This is a genomic window from Variovorax sp. HW608 (genome assembly GCF_900090195.1).
Taxonomy (GTDB): Bacteria; Pseudomonadota; Gammaproteobacteria; order Burkholderiales; family Burkholderiaceae_C; genus Variovorax.
This window is the reverse complement of the sequence record NZ_LT607803.1, coordinates 2,166,418-2,183,327: the sequence shown is the minus strand read 5'-3', so window position 1 is coordinate 2,183,327 and position 16,910 is coordinate 2,166,418. Positions and strand designations below refer to the sequence as shown.

The 16,910-nt window shown below is 69.4% G+C and carries 13 protein-coding genes; 11 read left to right on the top strand and 2 right to left on the bottom strand.

Translation table 11 applies throughout. The features are described 5' to 3' along the window. Nucleotides 1-72 precede the first annotated feature (72 nt). Nucleotides 73-999 (top strand): LysR family transcriptional regulator, encoded by a 927-nt coding sequence (locus VAR608DRAFT_RS10130; RefSeq protein WP_088953955.1) that lies wholly within the window; start codon nt 73-75, stop codon nt 997-999. Here VAR608DRAFT_RS10130 and VAR608DRAFT_RS10125 read toward each other — a convergent pair. Next, nucleotides 996-1,451: a MaoC family dehydratase gene (locus tag VAR608DRAFT_RS10125; RefSeq protein WP_088953954.1), complete on the bottom strand. Its 456-nt coding sequence runs from the start codon at nt 1,449-1,451 to the stop codon at nt 996-998. The two genes, VAR608DRAFT_RS10130 and VAR608DRAFT_RS10125, sit on opposite strands and share 4 nt — an antisense overlap. Before the next feature lie 211 nt (nt 1,452-1,662). Between VAR608DRAFT_RS10125 and VAR608DRAFT_RS10120 the strand changes: the two genes are divergently transcribed. From VAR608DRAFT_RS10120 to pstS, 3 genes are all read left to right on the top strand, one after another. Beyond that, complete coding sequence (locus VAR608DRAFT_RS10120) at nt 1,663-2,958, top strand: efflux RND transporter periplasmic adaptor subunit (protein ID WP_088958710.1); 1,296 nt, start codon at nt 1,663-1,665, stop codon at nt 2,956-2,958. A gap of 20 nt (nt 2,959-2,978) precedes the next feature. Next, nucleotides 2,979-4,520 carry a DHA2 family efflux MFS transporter permease subunit gene (locus VAR608DRAFT_RS10115; protein ID WP_088953953.1) on the top strand — a complete coding sequence of 514 codons (1,542 nt, stop codon included), beginning with the start codon at nt 2,979-2,981 and terminating at the stop codon, nt 4,518-4,520. Between the two features lie 176 nt (nt 4,521-4,696). After that, nucleotides 4,697-5,698 carry a phosphate ABC transporter substrate-binding protein PstS gene (gene pstS / locus VAR608DRAFT_RS10110; protein WP_443082944.1) on the top strand — a complete coding sequence of 334 codons (1,002 nt, stop codon included), beginning with the start codon at nt 4,697-4,699 and terminating at the stop codon, nt 5,696-5,698. 9 nt (nt 5,699-5,707) lie between these two features. On the opposite strand, the gene VAR608DRAFT_RS10105 is transcribed toward pstS, so the two are convergent. Further along, a complete protein-coding gene (locus tag VAR608DRAFT_RS10105) occupies nt 5,708-6,136 on the bottom strand; it encodes a hypothetical protein (protein WP_088953951.1) in 429 nt (142 codons plus the stop codon). Nucleotides 6,137-6,233: 97 nt separating this feature from the next. Here VAR608DRAFT_RS10105 and VAR608DRAFT_RS10100 point away from each other — a divergent pair, with 97 nt between their 5' ends. The 7 genes from VAR608DRAFT_RS10100 to VAR608DRAFT_RS10070 all read left to right on the top strand — a co-directional run bounded on the left by VAR608DRAFT_RS10100 (nt 6,234) and on the right by VAR608DRAFT_RS10070 (nt 16,901). Continuing rightward, the gene (locus tag VAR608DRAFT_RS10100) at nt 6,234-6,857 is read left to right on the top strand and encodes a putative 2OG-Fe(II) oxygenase (protein ID WP_088953950.1); all 624 of its coding nucleotides are present in this window, start codon (nt 6,234-6,236) and stop codon (nt 6,855-6,857) included. A gap of 3 nt (nt 6,858-6,860) precedes the next feature. After that, nucleotides 6,861-9,422 carry a fused MFS/spermidine synthase gene (locus VAR608DRAFT_RS10095; protein WP_088953949.1) on the top strand — a complete coding sequence of 854 codons (2,562 nt, stop codon included), beginning with the start codon at nt 6,861-6,863 and terminating at the stop codon, nt 9,420-9,422. A 141-nt stretch (nt 9,423-9,563) separates the two neighbouring features. Continuing rightward, nucleotides 9,564-11,786 carry a hypothetical protein gene (locus VAR608DRAFT_RS10090; protein WP_088953948.1) on the top strand — a complete coding sequence of 741 codons (2,223 nt, stop codon included), beginning with the start codon at nt 9,564-9,566 and terminating at the stop codon, nt 11,784-11,786. A 16-nt stretch (nt 11,787-11,802) separates the two neighbouring features. After that, nucleotides 11,803-12,612: a peptidyl-prolyl cis-trans isomerase gene (locus VAR608DRAFT_RS10085; RefSeq protein ID WP_088953947.1), complete on the top strand. Its 810-nt coding sequence runs from the start codon at nt 11,803-11,805 to the stop codon at nt 12,610-12,612. Beyond that, on the top strand, nt 12,612-13,622 hold the full coding sequence (locus tag VAR608DRAFT_RS10080) for a HupE/UreJ family protein (RefSeq protein ID WP_088953946.1): 1,011 nt from the start codon (nt 12,612-12,614) through the stop codon (nt 13,620-13,622). The genes VAR608DRAFT_RS10085 and VAR608DRAFT_RS10080 overlap by 1 nt, the downstream gene beginning before the upstream one ends. Nucleotides 13,623-13,738: 116 nt before the next feature. Further along, on the top strand, nt 13,739-15,694 hold the full coding sequence (locus VAR608DRAFT_RS10075; protein ID WP_231973400.1) for a bifunctional metallophosphatase/5'-nucleotidase: 1,956 nt from the start codon (nt 13,739-13,741) through the stop codon (nt 15,692-15,694). 10 nt (nt 15,695-15,704) lie between these two features. Continuing rightward, entirely contained in the window at nt 15,705-16,901 is a 1,197-nt protein-coding gene (locus VAR608DRAFT_RS10070; protein WP_157730787.1) for a hypothetical protein, read from the top strand. The last annotated feature ends 9 nt before the right edge of the window (nt 16,902-16,910 follow it).

Genomic DNA, 16,910 nt, shown 5'->3' with positions numbered 1-16,910 from the left:
CAACGAGCGGCATCGGCTTCGGATGTGCAGGGGTATCATCCCGCAGCACTTCAGTCGGGAGGGCCTGCAAGCATGGACCGCATTGCCGCAATGACCGCCTTCGTGCGTGTGGTGGAGGCCGGCACCTTCACCAAGGCAGCCGACACGCTCAATCTTCCCAATGCCACGGTCACGCGACTGATCCAGAGCCTCGAGGAAGACCTCAAGATTCGGCTACTCCACCGGACCACCCGGTCGGTCACGGTGACGGCCGAAGGCGCCAGCTACTACGAGCGCGTCGTGCGCCTCCTCGCCGAACTGGCGGACATCGAATCGTCCGCGAAGCAGTCGGCCGCTTCCCCTTCCGGAAACGTACGGATCGAGACCGCCGCCGGCTTGGCCGCGCTGGTCATCGTGCCCGCCCTCGACGAGTTCTACCGGCGCTATCCGCAGGTGCAGGTCGAACTCGGCGCCACCAACCGGCAGGCCGATCTGGTGGCTGAGGGCATCGACTGCGCGATCCGCGTGGGCGAAGTCACGGACCAGTTCCTTGTTGCGCGCCGTGTCGGCGAGTTCCGCTTTACCACCGTCGCGACGCCGCAGTTCCTCGCGGCGCATGGAACGCCCGCGAATCCGCAGGACCTCTACGCATTGCCGACCATCGGCCTGAGTTCGTCACGCGCGGGCAAGCCGCTGCCGTTTCGCTTCAGAAAAGGCGAGGAACGCCTCGAACTCTCCCTTGCGCATCGGCTGGTGGTGAACGACACGAACGCCTATCTCGCCGCGGGCACCGCAGGGCTCGGCATCATCCAGGCGCCCACGTATGGCGTGGAGCCCGCGCTGGCCGACGGCGGCCTGGTCACGCTCTTCGAGGACTGGACGATCGACCGCATCCCGGTCAACGTGATCTACCCGCCGAACCGCTATCTCAGTGCGAAGGTGCGGGTGTTCATCGACTGGGTCGTCGAGCTCTTCGAAGGCCACGAGTTCCTCCAGCGACGGCCCCGGCCAGTCCGCTAGGCAGAACTGCGGCGCGTCACCATCAGCTTGGCCGTCAACTCCTGCACGACGTCGCCCCGCTGCGTCAGGGTCTTCGAGCGCAGCACGACCATGCCCCGGTCGGGACGCGAGCGAGACGGGATCAGTTCGACCACCTCGCTCTCGACATGCAGCACGTCGCCGGGCCGCGTCGGCGCCTTCCACTCGATTCCACCGCCGGCTCCGATGATGCCGTTGGCGAGACGAGGCCCGCCGGTGACGAGCAAGCGCATCGTGAGCGCGGCGGTATGCCAGCCGCTGGCGGCGAGCCCGTCGAAGAAGGTGCCCTGCGCCGCGGACTCGTCGAGATGGAAGGGCTGGGGGTCGAACTCGCTCGCGAAGCGCTTGATGTCCTCGGTCTTCACCTCGTGGCTGCCGGTCGTGAACGTGTCGCCGACCTTCAGATCGTCGAAGTAGAGAAGGGGCTGGGTCATGAGTTGCTCCTCGTTGGGTCGGCGCTCAATCTAAGCCGACTCGCCTCGGCGCGGAAGGGACCTCCCTGCAACGGTCTTTTGCGGGATCCGGAATGCTCGATTGTTGAGACTCCGCGAAAAGCGTTTTGGCCGTTTCGCGCTGTTTCTTCTCCGCTTCGATTCCTACATTGCGATATCGATATTCGACGACTCTCTGGCGGAGATCCTCATCATGACCACGAAGATTGAAGGCACCGATTCCCCCGTCGCGGCGAACCTCGCGAAGCGGCGCAAGTGGCTGACCGCGGTCGGGGCCGTCGTGGCCGTCGGCGCGCTCGCCTACGGCGGCTACTTCGCGGTGTCCGCAAGCCGCCATGAGTCGACGGACAACGCCTATGTGCAAGGCAACATCGTGCAGATCACGCCGCAGGTCAGCGGCACGGTGATCGCCATCGGCGCGGACGACACGGATTTCGTGAAGGCCGGTCAAGACCTGGTGCTGCTCGATGCGGTCGATGCACGGGTGACGCTGGAGCAGGCAGAGGCCCAGCTCGCTCAGACCGTGCGCGAGGTGCGCACGCTCTATGCCAACAACGGCACGCTGGCAGCGCAGGTCAGGCTGCGTGAGGCGGACGTCGACAAGGCGCGCAGCGACGTCGCCAAGGCCGAGGACGATGCGCAGCGGCGCACCGCCCTCCTGCGCGATGGCGCGGTGAGCAAGGAAGAGTTCAATCACACCAACGCGCAGCTCGCTTCGGTGCGCAGCGGCCTGGTTGCCGCGCAGGCCGCCCTGGCGGCCGCGCGCCAGCAGCTCGCCTCGAACCAGGCACTCACCGACGGCACCACCGCCGAGACGCATCCGAGCGTGCTTCGGGCCGCCGCGCGGGTGCGCGAAGCCTTCATCGCGCTTCACCGCACCGCCTTGCCGGCGCCGGTCGACGGATACGTCGCCAAGCGCGGCGTGCAGGTCGGACAGCGGGTTGCGGCCGGAACGCCGCTCATGGCGGTGGTTCCGCTGCGCAGCGTCTGGGTCGATGCCAATTTCAAGGAAGGCCAGTTGCAGAAGCTGCGCATCGGGCAGGCCGCGAGCCTTCAGGCGGACTTCTACGGCAAGAAGGTCGACTACCGCGGCAAGGTGGCCGGACTGGGTGCCGGAACCGGCTCGGCCTTCTCGCTGCTGCCGGCGCAGAACGCCACCGGCAACTGGATCAAGATCGTGCAGCGCGTGCCGGTGCGCATCGAATTGCGGCCCGACGAGCTCGCGGCGCATCCGCTGCGCGTCGGCCTCTCGATGGACGTCAGCGTCGATGTGCGCGACGCCACGGGCAAGACGCTGGCCGATGCGCCGCGCGTCCAAGCCGTGGCGAGCACCGCTGTCTTCGACGACCTGCTGCACAACGCCGACGAACGGGTGCACGACATCGTTGCGGGCAACAGCCCGACGCATGCCACCGCAGCCGCAGCACCCACGGACGTGCGCAAGGTGGCGGGGACGCCGAAGGCGCCCGCCGCGGTGTCCGCCCTCTGAGCGCGAAGGAAAGCTGCGCCATGTCCGCCGCACCGCGCCCGCTCTCCGGCGTCCCGCTCGTCCTGGGCACGCTCGCACTCTCGCTGGCCACGTTCATGAACGTGCTGGACACCTCCATCGCCAACGTGTCGTTGCCCGCGATCGCCGGCAACCTCGGTGCGAGCCCGAACCAGGGCACGTGGATCATCACCAGCTTCGGGGTCGCCAATGCGATCTCGGTGCCGCTGACGGGATGGCTGGCGCAGCGCGTCGGCGCGGTGCGCCTGTTCACCGCGAGCGTGCTGCTCTTCGTGCTCACCTCGTGGCTGTGCGGCTTCGCGCCCACGCTGGAGGCGCTGATCGTCTTCCGCATCCTGCAGGGCCTCGTCGCGGGGCCGATGATCCCGCTGTCGCAGACGCTGCTGCTGTCCACCTATCCGCCGCAGCGCTCGGGCACCGCGCTGTCGATGTGGTCGATGACGACGCTGGTCGCGCCGGTCGCGGGGCCGCTGCTGGGCGGATGGATCACCGACAACGTGTCGTGGCCGTGGATCTTCTACATCAACGTGCCGGTGGGCGTCCTCGCTGCGGCCGTGACCTGGGCCATCTACCGCCACCGCGAGACGCCCACGCGCAAGCTGCCGATCGATGCGGTGGGTCTCGGCCTGCTGGTGCTGTGGGTCGGCACGCTGCAGGTGCTGCTGGACAAGGGCAAGGAGCTCGACTGGTTCCACTCGCCCGCCATCGTCGCGATGGCCGTCGTCGTGGCCATCGGCTTCGTCGTCTTCCTCATCTGGGAACTGACGGCCGAGCACCCGATCGTCGACCTGCGGCTCTTTGCGAGCCGCAACTTCGCCATCGGCGTGATGACGCTGTCGCTGGCCTGGCTGGTCTACTTCGGCAACGTGGTCCTGCTGCCGCTGTGGCTGCAGCAGTACATGGGCTACACCGCCACGGCGGCGGGCTTTGCGCTGGCGCCGGTCGGCGTGCTGGCGGTGCTGCTCTCGCCATTCATCGGGCGGATCCTGCCCCGCGTGGACCCGCGGTGGATCTCGACGACCTCCTTCGCCGTGTTCGTCGCCGTGCTGCTGATGCGCTCGCAGTACACGCCGCAGGTCGACCAGTGGTCGATCATGGTCCCGACCTTCATCCAGGGCGCGGCGGTTGCGTGCCTGTTCACGCCGCTGGTGGCGGTCATCGTCTCGGGGCTCCCGCCCTCGAAGATCGCGTCGGCCACCGGCCTCAGCAACTTCGTGCGCATCACGGCGGGCGCCTTCGGCGCCTCGATCACCACGACGCTCTGGGACAACCGCGCGACCCTGCATCACGCGCACCTGACCGAGTTCTTCACCTACGCGAGCCCCGATGCCGCGGATGGATTCGCCGCGCTCGGCAAGCTGGGTCTCGATGCGCAGCAGGCCGCGGCGCAGCTCAACCGGTTCATCGACCAGCAGGCCTTCACGCGCGCGGCGGACGACATCTTCCTGGGCTCGGCCCTGCTGTTCGCGCTGCTGATCGCGGTGGTCTGGCTGACCCGGCCGGCGCGATCATCGGCACCGGTCGATACGGGCGGTGCGCATTGACGCTCGCGGCGCCGGTCGCCGAAAGCCCGTCTTCTTCGCCACGGTAGCCAAGGGCCCGCTGTCACACTCCTGCCACAACCCGCTGCCATCATGTTCGGTTTCGCGGGTGCGAGTCCGCCCGTCCAAAAGGAGGTCCCATGACTTCAATGATCAGGCGGGCCACCGCCGCTGTCTTGATGGTCGCGGCACTCGTGCCGGTTTGCGCCTTCGCCGAAGAGGCCACGGGCGCCGGCGCCAGCTTCCCGGCGCCGCTGTATTCGAAGTGGGCCTCCGACTTCAACAAGGCCACCGGCGCCAAGATCAACTACCAGTCCGTGGGTTCGGGCGCCGGCATCAAGCAGATCGACGCCAAGACCGTGGACTTCGGCGCCTCGGACATGCCGCTGTCGGACGACGAGCTCAAGAGCAAGGGCCTGATGCAGTTCCCCACCGTCATCGGCGGGGTGGTGCCGGTGGTCAACATCCAGGGCATCAAGGCCGGCGAGCTCAAGCTCAGCGGCCAGGTGCTGGGCGACATCTACCTGGGCAAGATCGCCAAGTGGAACGATGCGGCCATCAAGGCGCTGAACCCGTCGCTGAACCTGCCGGACGCGGCCATCGCGCCGGTGCGCCGCGCGGACGGCTCGGGCACCACGTTCCTGTTCACCAACTACCTGAGCAAGGCCAACCCCGAGTGGAAGGCCAAGGTCGGCGACGGCACGGCCGTGAACTGGCCCACCGGCGCGGGCGGCAAGGGCAACGAGGGCGTTGCCGCGTTCGTGAACCGTCTGCCCAACTCGATCGGCTACGTGGAGTACGCCTACGTCAAGCAGAACAAGATGAACTACGCCCAGATGCAGAACAAGGACGGCCACTTCGTGTCGCCGGACGATTCGGCCTTCAAGGCGGCTGCGGCGGGTGCGGACTGGTCCAAGAGCTTCTACCAGGTGCTGACCGACCAGGCGGGCAAGGAGTCGTGGCCGATCACCGGCGCGACCTTCATCCTGATGCACAAGACGCAGGACAAGCCGGCGCAGGCGACGACCACGCTGAAGTTCTTCGACTGGGCCTACAAGAACGGTGACAAGACCGCCGGCGACCTGGACTACGTGCCGATGCCCGACAAGGTCAAGGGCGTGATCGCCACCGCCTGGGGCGACATCAAGGACGCGTCGGGCAAGCCGATCCCGTTCAAGTAGAGACCAGGCTCAGGCTCTGCGCAGGAGCCACGCGATCGCGCCGACGCCTGCGAGGACGGCAAGGAGGGTCAGGACGAGATCGGCCGCACCGGTGCCCTGCGGTGCCTCGGCAGCCGGGCCGTGCCGGGCTGCCGCACTGCGGGTCGACGGCGTCGGCGCGGCGCTGGAGAAAGGCGTGAACATCGCGCCGCCCGATTCCGCGCCCTCTTCGCGACGGACCGGATCCGGCGGCACGGGCCCGCTGCCTGCGTCATTCGCGGTGTTCGACAAGGGATGCGGCGACACCCATGCCTGCGCCTGCGCGGGCGCGCTCGACTGCTCCGGTTCCGGCGCCACGGCGAGCGTGTTGAAGTCGACCTCCGCACTCCACGTTGCCGACGACGCACACAGTGCGATCAGGGCCGCGCCGAGCGCGGCGGTGGAGAGAAGGCGTTGCATGGGTGAATGTGCTGTCGGAAAGAGCGGGCCATTCTGGAAAGCGCACATGACAGAACCATGACCCCATCCGCGCGCTGCCGACGCCACAATGCGGGCGATGGACGAAATCACAGGACTCTTTCCCATCCCGTTCATGCGCTCGCCGCAAGTGCTCGGGCCTGCGCTGGTGCAAGGACTGGTCGGTCACTTCTCGTCGCTCGCAGTGCAGGACAACAACTCTTCGGCCAAGCTGTCTCACACCGCGATGCTGCAGCCCGGCGACAGCCCGCTGTTGGTCGAATGCGCGGGCCTGATCACGCCCCGGCTGGCGGACTTCGGCGCGCTGCTCTTCGGCGAGCGCATCGGCTGGTCGATCAAGGAGATGTGGGTCAACGTGCTCCACACCGGTGGCCGGCAGGCGATGCACAACCACGCGAACAGCTTCGTCTCCGGCGTGGTGTACCTCACGCCCACGCATGAGGATGCGCGCACCGTGTTCATGAAGTCGCCCGGTGGCCACGACTTCGCCTTCCGCAACGACCACGCGGGCACGGCGCCCGGCCCCTACAGCGCGGACAAGTGGATCAGCCCGATGCCCGAGCCCGGCGACATGGTGCTCTTCCCGAGCTACCTGATGCACGCGGTGCCGCCGAACCCCGGCGAGCGCCGCGTGACGATGGCGTTCAACGCGATCCCTTCGCGGCTGGACTCCTGGGGCTACAAGATCAGCTTCGGCGGCTGAGCGATGCGCCATCGCGTCGCCTGCATGCTGATGGTGGGCTCCGGCTTCGCGGGCCTCGGCTACCAGATCGTGTGGACGCAGCAGAGCGCGCTGTGGCTCGGCCATGAATCGGCCGCGGTGCTCGCGGTGGTGGCGGGCTTCTTCGGCGGCATCGCGCTCGGCACCTTCGCGGTCGGGCCGCGCGTGGTTCGCAGCGCGCGGCCAGAGCGCTGGTATGCCGCGAGCGAAGCACTGATGGCGCTCTGGAGCGTGGCGCTGGCGCTGCTGCTCGCGCCGGTCAGCCAGATGCTGCTCGATGCCACGGGTCCGCAGCCGACGCCCGCGTGGCAGTGGACCCTCGCCTTCTTCGGCACCTTCGTCGTGCTGCTGCCCGCGACCGCCGCCATGGGCGCGACGATGCCCGCGATGGAGCGCGTGATGGCGCGGCTCGGCCACGAGAGGCGCAGCATCGCGGCGCTCTATGCCTGCAACACCTTCGGCGCGGTGCTGGGCGTGCTCGGCGCGGCGTTCTGGCTGGTGCCGCAGTTCGGCCTTGCGCACACCGCCTTCGTGTGTGCCGCGCTGAACCTCCTCTGCGCGGCGGCGGCGTTCTCGCTCGGCCTGCCCGGGGGACGCGATGCCTCCACGGCGATTCGTCCCGCCGGCACGAAGCTGCCGGGCATCCTCGCCGCGACGGGCCTGCTCGGCATCGGCTACGAAGTGCTGGTGGTTCGGGTGCTGAGCCAGGTGGCGCAAGACACGGTCTACACCTTCGCGTTGCTGCTCGCGGTGTATCTCGCGGGCACCGCGATCGGCGCGGCGATCTGGCACCGGCTGGGCGGCGGCGAACGCGATCCGGCACGGGCGCGCGATCGGCTGCTGTCGCTGCAGGGGGCGGCCTGCCTCGTCGGCACGCTGAGCCTCTGGGGTGCGGACGGATTGCGGCGGGCCGTGGTCGAAGCGCTGGGCACGGGCATGGCCTCCGCGCTCGCATCGGAAGCGGCGCCCGCCGTCGCCGCCTTCCTGCTGCCGACGATGGTGATGGGGGCGCTGTTCAGTCATCTGGCGGCGCAGGCTCGTGCAGAGGGCCATGCTTTCGGCAAGGCGCTGGGCTTCAACACGCTCGGTGCGGCCGCCGCGCCGCTGCTGTTCGGTGTGGTCCTCTTGCCTGCGCTGGGCCCGAAGCTCGCGCTGCTGCTGGTCGCGGCCGGCTACCTCGCCCTGACGCTGCCCGGTGCGATCTCCAGGCCGCCCTTCTGGCTGCCGGCGGCCGCATTGCTTGCAGTCGGATGGATTGCGCCGCGGCTGGCCTTCGTCGAAGTGCCCGAGGGCGGGCGCATCGTCAGCTATCGCGAAGGCGCGATGGCCGCGGTCAGCGTGGTCGAGGACGCGGCCGGCGTCGCGCGCCTTCGCATCGACAACCGGCAGCAGGAAGGCAGCAGTGCGACATTGCCGGCCGATGCGCGGCAGGCGCTGATCCCGCTGCTGCTGCATCCGGCGCCGCACCGTGCGTTGTTCCTCGGGCTCGGCACCGGCGTGACGGCCTGGTCGGCCGCGCACGACCCCGCGCTGCAGGTGGACGCGGTGGAGCTGCTGCCCGAAGTGGTCGCATCGTCGTCGTTCTTCACCGAGGCGCTCGAACGCGGAGCGCCCGATCGCCGTCCCCGGGTGATCGTCGCCGATGCGCGCCGCTATGTGCGCACCGCCGCACAGCGCTACGACGTGATCGTCGCGGACAACTACCACCCGGCGCGCAGCGGCACCGGTTCGCTCTACACGACCCAGCATTTCCGCGCGATACGCGAGCGGCTTGCCGAAGGCGGCGTGTTCTGCCAATGGCTGCCGCTGCATCAGCTCGACATCGAGACCTTGCGCAGCATCGTGCAGTCGTTCATCGCGGCGAATCCGCATGCGCTGGCGGTGCTCGCCACCTTCAGCCTCGAAACGCCGGTGCTCGGTCTCGTGGCGCGCGCGGACGACCGTCCGCTGGACCTGGCGGACCTCGACCCCCGGCTCGCGGCCAAGGCGCTTCCGGTGCGCCCCGAGGCGCTCGGCATGGCGGATGCCTTCGGCGTGCTCGGCAATTTCATCGCGGGACCTTCGGCGCTCGCGCGTTTCGCAGGAGCGGCGCCGGCGAATACGGACGACCACCCCGTGGTCGGCTACAAGGCGCCCCGCATCACCTACGCGCCGGATTCGCTGCCGCGCGAGCGCCTCTTCGCGCTGCTGCGCGAGCTCGACGTTACGCCCGCCGATGTGATCGGCGCGGATGCCGCCGCGGTCCGCGCCGAGCGCCTTGCCGCGTACTGGCGGGCGCGCGACCGCTTCCTCGACGCGGGCCAGTCGGTGCGGCCGCTGACCGATGTGCGACGCATGCTCGCGCAGGTGCGCGAACCGCTGCTGTCGGTGCTTCGCATCAGCCCGGATTTCCGCCCGGCCTACGACCCGCTGCTGCGCATGGCGGGTGCGCTGGCGCGCACCGATGCGGGCGCGGCGCGCACGCTTCTGGAAGATCTGCAGCACATCCAGCCCGCGCGCACCGAGGCCGTGCTGGCCTTGCGCCAACTCGCCGGGCCCGCGCCTTGAGCGCAGCGCCGTTCGTCGCCTCGATGCGCGCGGTGTCACGGCGCGGTCATCGCCGATCAGTACTTTCGGCTGCACCAGCGGCGGGGGTGAGGGACCTCATGCGGCTGGTCCTTGCCCGCCCAACCTGATGGAGCCACGCTGATGAAAATCCAATTCACCAAGAACCAGCTCGCCCTCGCTGCGGTCGCGACCGCCGGTGCCGCTGGCCTTCTTGGCATTCCAAGCGCCGCCAGCGCCGGCGGGAAGCCCGCCGGCACCTACGTGACCGGCGACTTCCACAACCACACGACCTGTTCCGACGGCTCGATCTCGATGCAGAAGCTGGTCAAGAAGGCCACCGACACCCAGGACACGCCCTGGGGTCTCGACTGGTTCGTGCAGGCCGGCCACGGCGGCAACGGCAATCGCAATTGCACGCTGGCCGAGGACGAAAGCCTCGGCACGCCGGCCTATCCGTACACCGGCCAGGCCCCCACCACCACCTGGACCGCCACCATCGGCGCAGCCAACCTCAAGGGCCTGAACGGCGGCGTCGGCGGCAACGGCAACATGTGGCGCTGGCAGTCGATCCAGGAGTACCAGTACCCGATCCTGGAGTACCTCGCCCGGCTGCGCGACCTGCCGCTGTTCATCGGCGTCGAATCGGTGTCGGCGGGCCACGAGCACGTGTCGACCTCGGTGATCACGGGCCAGATGCCCAAGTCGATCGATCAAGCAAAGCTGCCGACCACGCCGGGCTACACCCCGCTCGGCAATGCCACCGCGATGGCGCAGTGGGAGTACTGCTTCGATCGCGCCGATGCCGACACCGGCCGCGGCAACACCGTGGTCGGCGGCACCGTCGGCAACAACTGGAACTGCTCGGTGCCGGGCAGCCTGAACGCCGCCGATCCGAGCTGGAACGCGACCGCGCAGAAGCTGATGCCCGCGAGCGGCGCCGGCACCGGCACGCGCGGCCACGCGAAAACCGTCGAGGCGATGAAGTGGATGGCGCAGTTCCACCCGAACGGCTCCTACTACGTGCCCTCGCACCTCGAGCGCGCCGGCCCGTTCAACCCGGACGGCAACAACGGCTTCAACATCGAGCACCTGCGCGACTTCAACAACGCGGCGCCCAAGTCGGCCTTCGGCTTCGAGACGCAGCCGGGCCACCATGCGTCGTCGGATCGCGGCGAGTACTTCCCCAAGCGCAACAACATCGGCGGCGTGCTGGTCGACTCGGTCGGCGGCACCACCTACGGCGGCACCGGCGTCTACGGCGCGCAGGTCGGCGGCGTGTGGGATGCGCTGCTCGGCGAGGGCCGCAACTACTGGTTCTTCGCGAGCTCGGACTGGCACAACCGCGGCATGTTCGGCCCCGATGACCGCCGCTCCACGCAGGACTTCCTTCCCGGCGAATACCAGCGCGACTTCGTGATGGTGCGCAACGGCAAGGGCAACGGCCAAGCCGAGGGCCACGAGAAGAACGGCAAGGACGACCTGACGCCGCAGTCGATCGTCGACGGCTTGCGCAGCGGCAACAGCTTCACGACCACCGGCCAGCTCATCGACCGGCTGGCGTTCGTGGCCTGCGCGTCCTATCCGCGCGGCCGCTCCACGCCGGCGCTCGATGCGGGCGGCAACGCGGTGGTCGAAGGCCTGGCCTTCGCTGCCGCGTTGCAGAACACCGACGTCGACCGCGACGAGTGCGCGACGATGGGCGAGAAGCTCGTGGTGCGCCCCGGCGCGGAGATCATCGTCTCGGTCGTGGTGCGCGATCCGTCGGGCACCAACTACTCGCCGTACAGCTTCCCGAACCCGTCGCTCGCGCAGATCGGCATCAAGCAACCGCTGAACAAGCCGGTGCTCGACCACATCGACGTGATCCGCGGCATGGTCACCGGCTACAGGAACCCGGCCGATCCGTCGCAGTACGCCGGCGAATGGCCGCGCGACTGGCTGACGAACCCGAACCTCGCCAACGTGCCGGCGGCGGCCAAGAACACGACGGCCGCGGTCATCAAGACCTTCAACAGCGCGAACTGGAAGACCGCGCCGGGCGACTTCCGCCGCATGGTCTTCCGCCTGCCGGGCACGGTGACCACGTCGCAGTACCTGCGCCTGCGCGGCACCAACATGCCGCCGAGCGTGCCGCACGAGACCGACGCCAACGGCAACCCGCTGCCCGACCTCGCGACCAATGCGAGCAACGTCGCGAACCTGATGATCCCGTGCAACGACGCCGCCTGCCCCGATCACCTCGCGGTGAACAACGGCCAGAAGTACGTGAGCTACGACGTCGCCGCGTGGTCCGACCTCTGGTTCTACAGCAACCCGATCTATATCGAAGTCCGCGGCGGGGTGACGGTCGCCGGCGTCAAGTAGGGAGTGGCACACAGGCATGGCAAACACGCCCGGCTGGCTGCGCGAACCGCTGCTTCACTTCGTGCTGCTCGGCGCGGCGCTCTTCGCGGTGGACCACTACCTGGTCTCCCGCGAGGACGACCCGCACACCATCGTCGTCGGCGCGGAGGTCGACGAGGAGGCCCGCCGCCTCTTCGCCGCGTCGCGCGGCCGCGAGCCGAACGCGGATGAACTCAAGACGCTGCGCGAGCGCTGGGTCGACAACGAGGTGCTCTACCGCGAGGGCCTCGCGCTGCGCGTGGACCAGGGCGACCCGGCGATCCGCGAGCGCGTGATCTTCAAGGCGCTCAGCGTGGTCGATGCCGGCGTCAAGCTGCCGCCGATCGACGAGAAGGTGCTGCGCGACTGGTTCGAGCGCAAGCGCGCGAAGTACGACGAGCCCGCGCGCTACGACTTCGAGGAAGCGGTGGTCTCGCCGGACACGACCGAGGCGGCGCTGCGCGGGTTCGTAGGCGCATTGAACACCGGCACGCCCGGCGATGCCAAGGCGGGCCTGCGGGTCTTCAAGGGCCGCCCGCGCGCGAACCTCGAGCAAAGCTACGGCGCGGACTTCGTCGCGGCACTCGAGGCCGCAAAGCCGGGCCAGTGGCTCGCCCTTCCGACCCGGGACGGCCTGCGCGCGATCCGGCTCGATGCGGTCACGCCCGCGAAGCCGGCCGACTTCGAGAGGCTGCACGGCGTGGTGCTGCAGGACTGGACCGATGCGACGCTGGCCGATCAGCGCACCGCGGCCGTGCGCACGCTGGCGCGCAAGTACAGCATCCGCTACGAGGGCGCGAAGCCGTGATGGCCTGGCTTCGTCGGCTGATCGGACTACCCTCGCGCAGCGGCGCTTCGGGATTCGCCTCCGGAGCGGCCGCGCGGCTCATCCTCGCGGCGCTCGCGCTCGTCGCGGTGACGGCGCATGCGCACGAGATGAGCATCGCCGAGATGGAGCTGCGCGAAGTCTCGCGCGGCGAGTTCATCTGGCAGTGGACCGCGACCGACCGGCGCGCGGGGACCGAGGACCTCACACCCGCGTGGCCCGAAGGCTGCCGCGCCGACGACGCGAACGCGCTGCATTGCGGCGAGGCCGGCCTCACCGGGCCGCTGTCGCTCGACGGCGTCGGCAAGCGCTACTCGGCGGCACTCGTGAAGATCACCTGGCAGGACGGCCAGTCGCGCGTGTACACGCTCACCGCCGGGCAGCCGACGGTGCATCTCTACGGCTCGGCGGACGACAAGCGAAGCCGCTGGGAGATCGCGTCCGCCTACACCGTGCTCGGCATCGAGCACATCCTCACGGGCTGGGACCACCTGATGTTCGTGATGGGCCTGCTGTTCCTCGTGGGCTTCAACCGCCGGCTGCTGTGGACCATCACGGCCTTCACGGCCGCCCACAGCATCACGCTGGCCAGCAGCGCGCTGGGCCTGCTCACGCTGCGGCCGCCACCGGTGGAAGCGACCATCGCGCTCTCGATCATGCTGGTGGCCGGCGAGGCGCTGCGCGATCGGCAGACGCTCGCGCGCCGATGGCCGGCGCTGGTGGCCTTTCTTTTCGGGCTGGTGCACGGGCTCGGCTTCGCGGGTGCGCTGAAGGAAATCGGCCTGCCCGACAAGGACCTCTGGGTCGCGCTGCTCACCTTCAACGTCGGCGTGGAGATCGGCCAGCTCATGACGGTGGCCGCGGCGTGGGTGGTCTATCGCGCGGTGCGGAACATGCCCATCGTGCCGCTGGCGCGCCGCGCGTCGCTCTATGCCATCGGGACGATGGCCGCCTACTGGTCGCTCGCGCGCATCGTCGCGATCCTCGCCTAGGGCCCTCGGCGTCACCGCAGCGTCACCTTCGGCCCCGATAGTTTGCCCGCGCGTGAGCGCCTCGCGTGCTGCTCACGACCAATCCCGAATTCCATCAATGACCCGGAGGGCAACTCATGTCGAAACACCGCTTCTCGCTTCTTTGCGCGCTGACGATGGTCGCCGCAGGCATCGGACCGATGTACACCCCGGCGCACGCGCAGAATGACGACCACCGCGGCCCTCCCGAGCCGATCAAGGTCAAGATCATCGGCTTCAACGACTACCACGGGAACCTGCAATCGCCGGGCACTTTCGGTGTCAACACGGTGGTGCCGGCGGCGCAGCGGCCCGCGGTGGGCGGTGCCGAGTACCTCGCCGCGTACGTGGCGCGGCTGAAGTCGCAGAACGTCAACAGCGTGGTGGTGGGCGCGGGCGATTTCATCGGCGCGTCGCCGCTGATCTCGGCGCTGTTCTTCGACGAGCCTGCGGTCGAGACGCTCAACAGGATCGGCGTCGAGTTCAACGCGGTCGGCAACCACGAGTTCGACAAGGGTTCGGCCGAACTGCGCCGGCTGCAGAACGGCGGCTGCAAGATCACCAACGGCGTGCCTGATCCGAACAGCTGCAAGGGGCTGGGCTCGAATGCGCCGGGCACCTTCGACGGCGCGCGCTTCAAGTGGCTGTCGGCCAACGTCTTCGAGACCGCGACCGGCCGCACCCTGCTGCCCGCCTACGGCATCAAGAGCTTCCAGGGCGCCAAGGTCGCGTTCATCGGCATGACGCTGAAGGGCACGCCGGGCATCGTCACGCCCACGGGCGTGGCCGGCCTGGAGTTCCGCGATGAAGCGCAGACCGTGAATGCGCTGGTGCCGCGCCTGCGCGCGCAGGGGGTCAAGGCGATCGTGGTGCTGGTGCACCAGGGCGGCTTCCAGACCAGCCCCAATGTCGGCGACATCAACGGCTGCGACGGCAACCTCAAGAACGCCGATGGCACCGATTCCGACATCGCCAGCATCGTGAAGAACCTCGACGATGCGGTGGACCTGGTCATCAGCGGCCACACGCACGCGGCCTACAACTGCTCGGCGAACACGCTCGACGTGAAGAACGCGAGCGGCGCGGCGGTGAGCACGCCGCGCCCGACCGGTCTGCCGAACAGCGTGGGCCGGCTGGTGCCGGTCACGAGCGCCAGCGCCTTCGGCCGCATCCTGACCGACATCGACATCACGCTGCATCCGCGCTCGCACAAGGTGCTGTCGGTGTCGCCGACGAACCGGCTGGTGGATCGCACGGACGTCGCGATCAACAACGCGATCGCTGCCGACCCGAGCGTGAAGAATGTGGTCGCCAGCTACAACGCGCTGGTCTCGCCGCTCGCGAACCAGGTGATCGGCACCATCACCACCGCGCTGCCGAACACCGCCAACGCCGCGGGCGAGATGCCCGCCGGCAGCCTGATCGCCGATGCGCAGCTGCAGGCCACGCAGCCCGCGGCGCTCGGCGGCGCGGTGATGGCGTTCATGAACGCCGGCGGCGTGCGCAGCCCTGGCTTCGTCAATGCGGCCGGCACCTACCCGTACAACGTGACCTACGGCAATGCCTTCACCGTGCAGCCCTTCGGCAACAGCCTGGTGACGATGACGCTGACCGCGCAGCAGCTCAAGGATCTCCTCGAGCAGCAGTTCACCGGCTGCAAGGGCCAGACGGCGCAGCGCGTGATGCAGGCGTCGAACGGCCTGAAGTACGCATGGAGCGCCTCGGCGCCGGCGTGCTCGAAGATCACGAACGTGACGCTGACGCCCACCGACGTGACCGTGACGCCGCCGGTGGTGTCGGGTCCGGCGGACAACATCGTGGTCAACGGCGTGGTGCAGAACCCGACCAGGACCTACCGGGTGACGGTCAACAACTTCATGGCCACGGGCGGCGACGGCTTCACCGTGCTGCTGGGCGGCACCAACACGCTCGGCGGTGCGCAGGACATCGATGCGCTGACCGCCTACCTGAGCGGCGGCTACAAGGCGCCGAAGGCGGCCTATGACCCGTCGCTGCCGGCGATGGCGATCCCGCGCATCACGGTGCTGCCCTGAGGAAAGCGCGTTGCGACCCGGAGCCGGCGTTCTGTTGATGGCGGTGCTCGCGGGCGCGCTGCCGCTGCATGCCGGCGCGCAGGAGCCGCGCGCCGCTGCCGAGATCACCGACTTCCGGGTGAACGATCCGGCGCTGATGGATGCCCGCGCGAAGCTGCTGGCGCAGGCCGAAGGCGAACTCGCGCGCGGCGAAGTCCCGGCGGCCACCGACACCTTCGAACGCGCGGCCATGATGCTGCACGCGCCCGACACCGAGATGGGCCTGGTGCGCGCCTCCATGCAGGCCGGACAGTACCGCCGGGCCCTCGCCTTCTGCGCCCACGTGGCTGGCGCGCACCTCGAATCCGGGCCCGCGGGCGGCCTCTATGCGTGGCTGCTGCGCGCGGGCGGACAGAACGATTTCGCCGACCGCGTGCTGCGCGAGACGCTGGGCCGCCTGCCGCAGGATCCGGTTGCCCTCGAGGTGCGCCGCGCCTTCGCATCGCCCGCGCCGGTCGCGACCGGATCGCTGCTGCGGACACCGCATCGCATGGCGCCGCAGCCGCTGCTGGCGGGCGACCAGCCCCCGGTCGCCGAGGCGGCCCGCGTGGTGTCGGGCGGCGTCTTGATCGGCAACGGGACGATGGCGCTGGTGCCGAGCGCTGCGCTCGCGCCCGACGCAGCAAAGGCGATCTGGGTGCGCGACGGCCTGGGCCGGGCCACGCGCGCGCATGCGGATGCCGCGGCGCAGCCGCTGGCGCCCTTGGCGGTCACGGTGCTGCGGCTCGATCCGCCGCTGCCCGCCGAAGGCCTGCCGCCGCTGGCCGCGCGCGATCCTTTCGCGGGAAGCGCGGGCTTCGCATTCGAATACGCCGCGCAGGAGGACGCGAGCCCCGCCTGGCCGTGGCTGAGCCAGGGCTTCTTCGGCACGCTGCAGAACGGCGACGCGCCGCGCAGGCTCGGCATCGGCGTCGCCGGGGCCACGCATGGCGGGCCGGTGCTCGATGCCGCGGGCCGTCTCGCGGGCATGGTGCTGCCGGGACGCGATGAGCCCGTGATGCTGCCGGCGTCGCGCTGGGCGGATGCGCTGCCCGGCAGCGGCCAGGCCGCGGGGCCGGCCGCCGCGCCGCAAGGCGGTGCCATCGCGCGCCCGGGCGGCGCCATCCCATCCGACGAGGCCTACGAAAGCGGCCTGCGCACCGCGCTGCAGCTGATCGTGCTGCGCTGAACCGAAAAC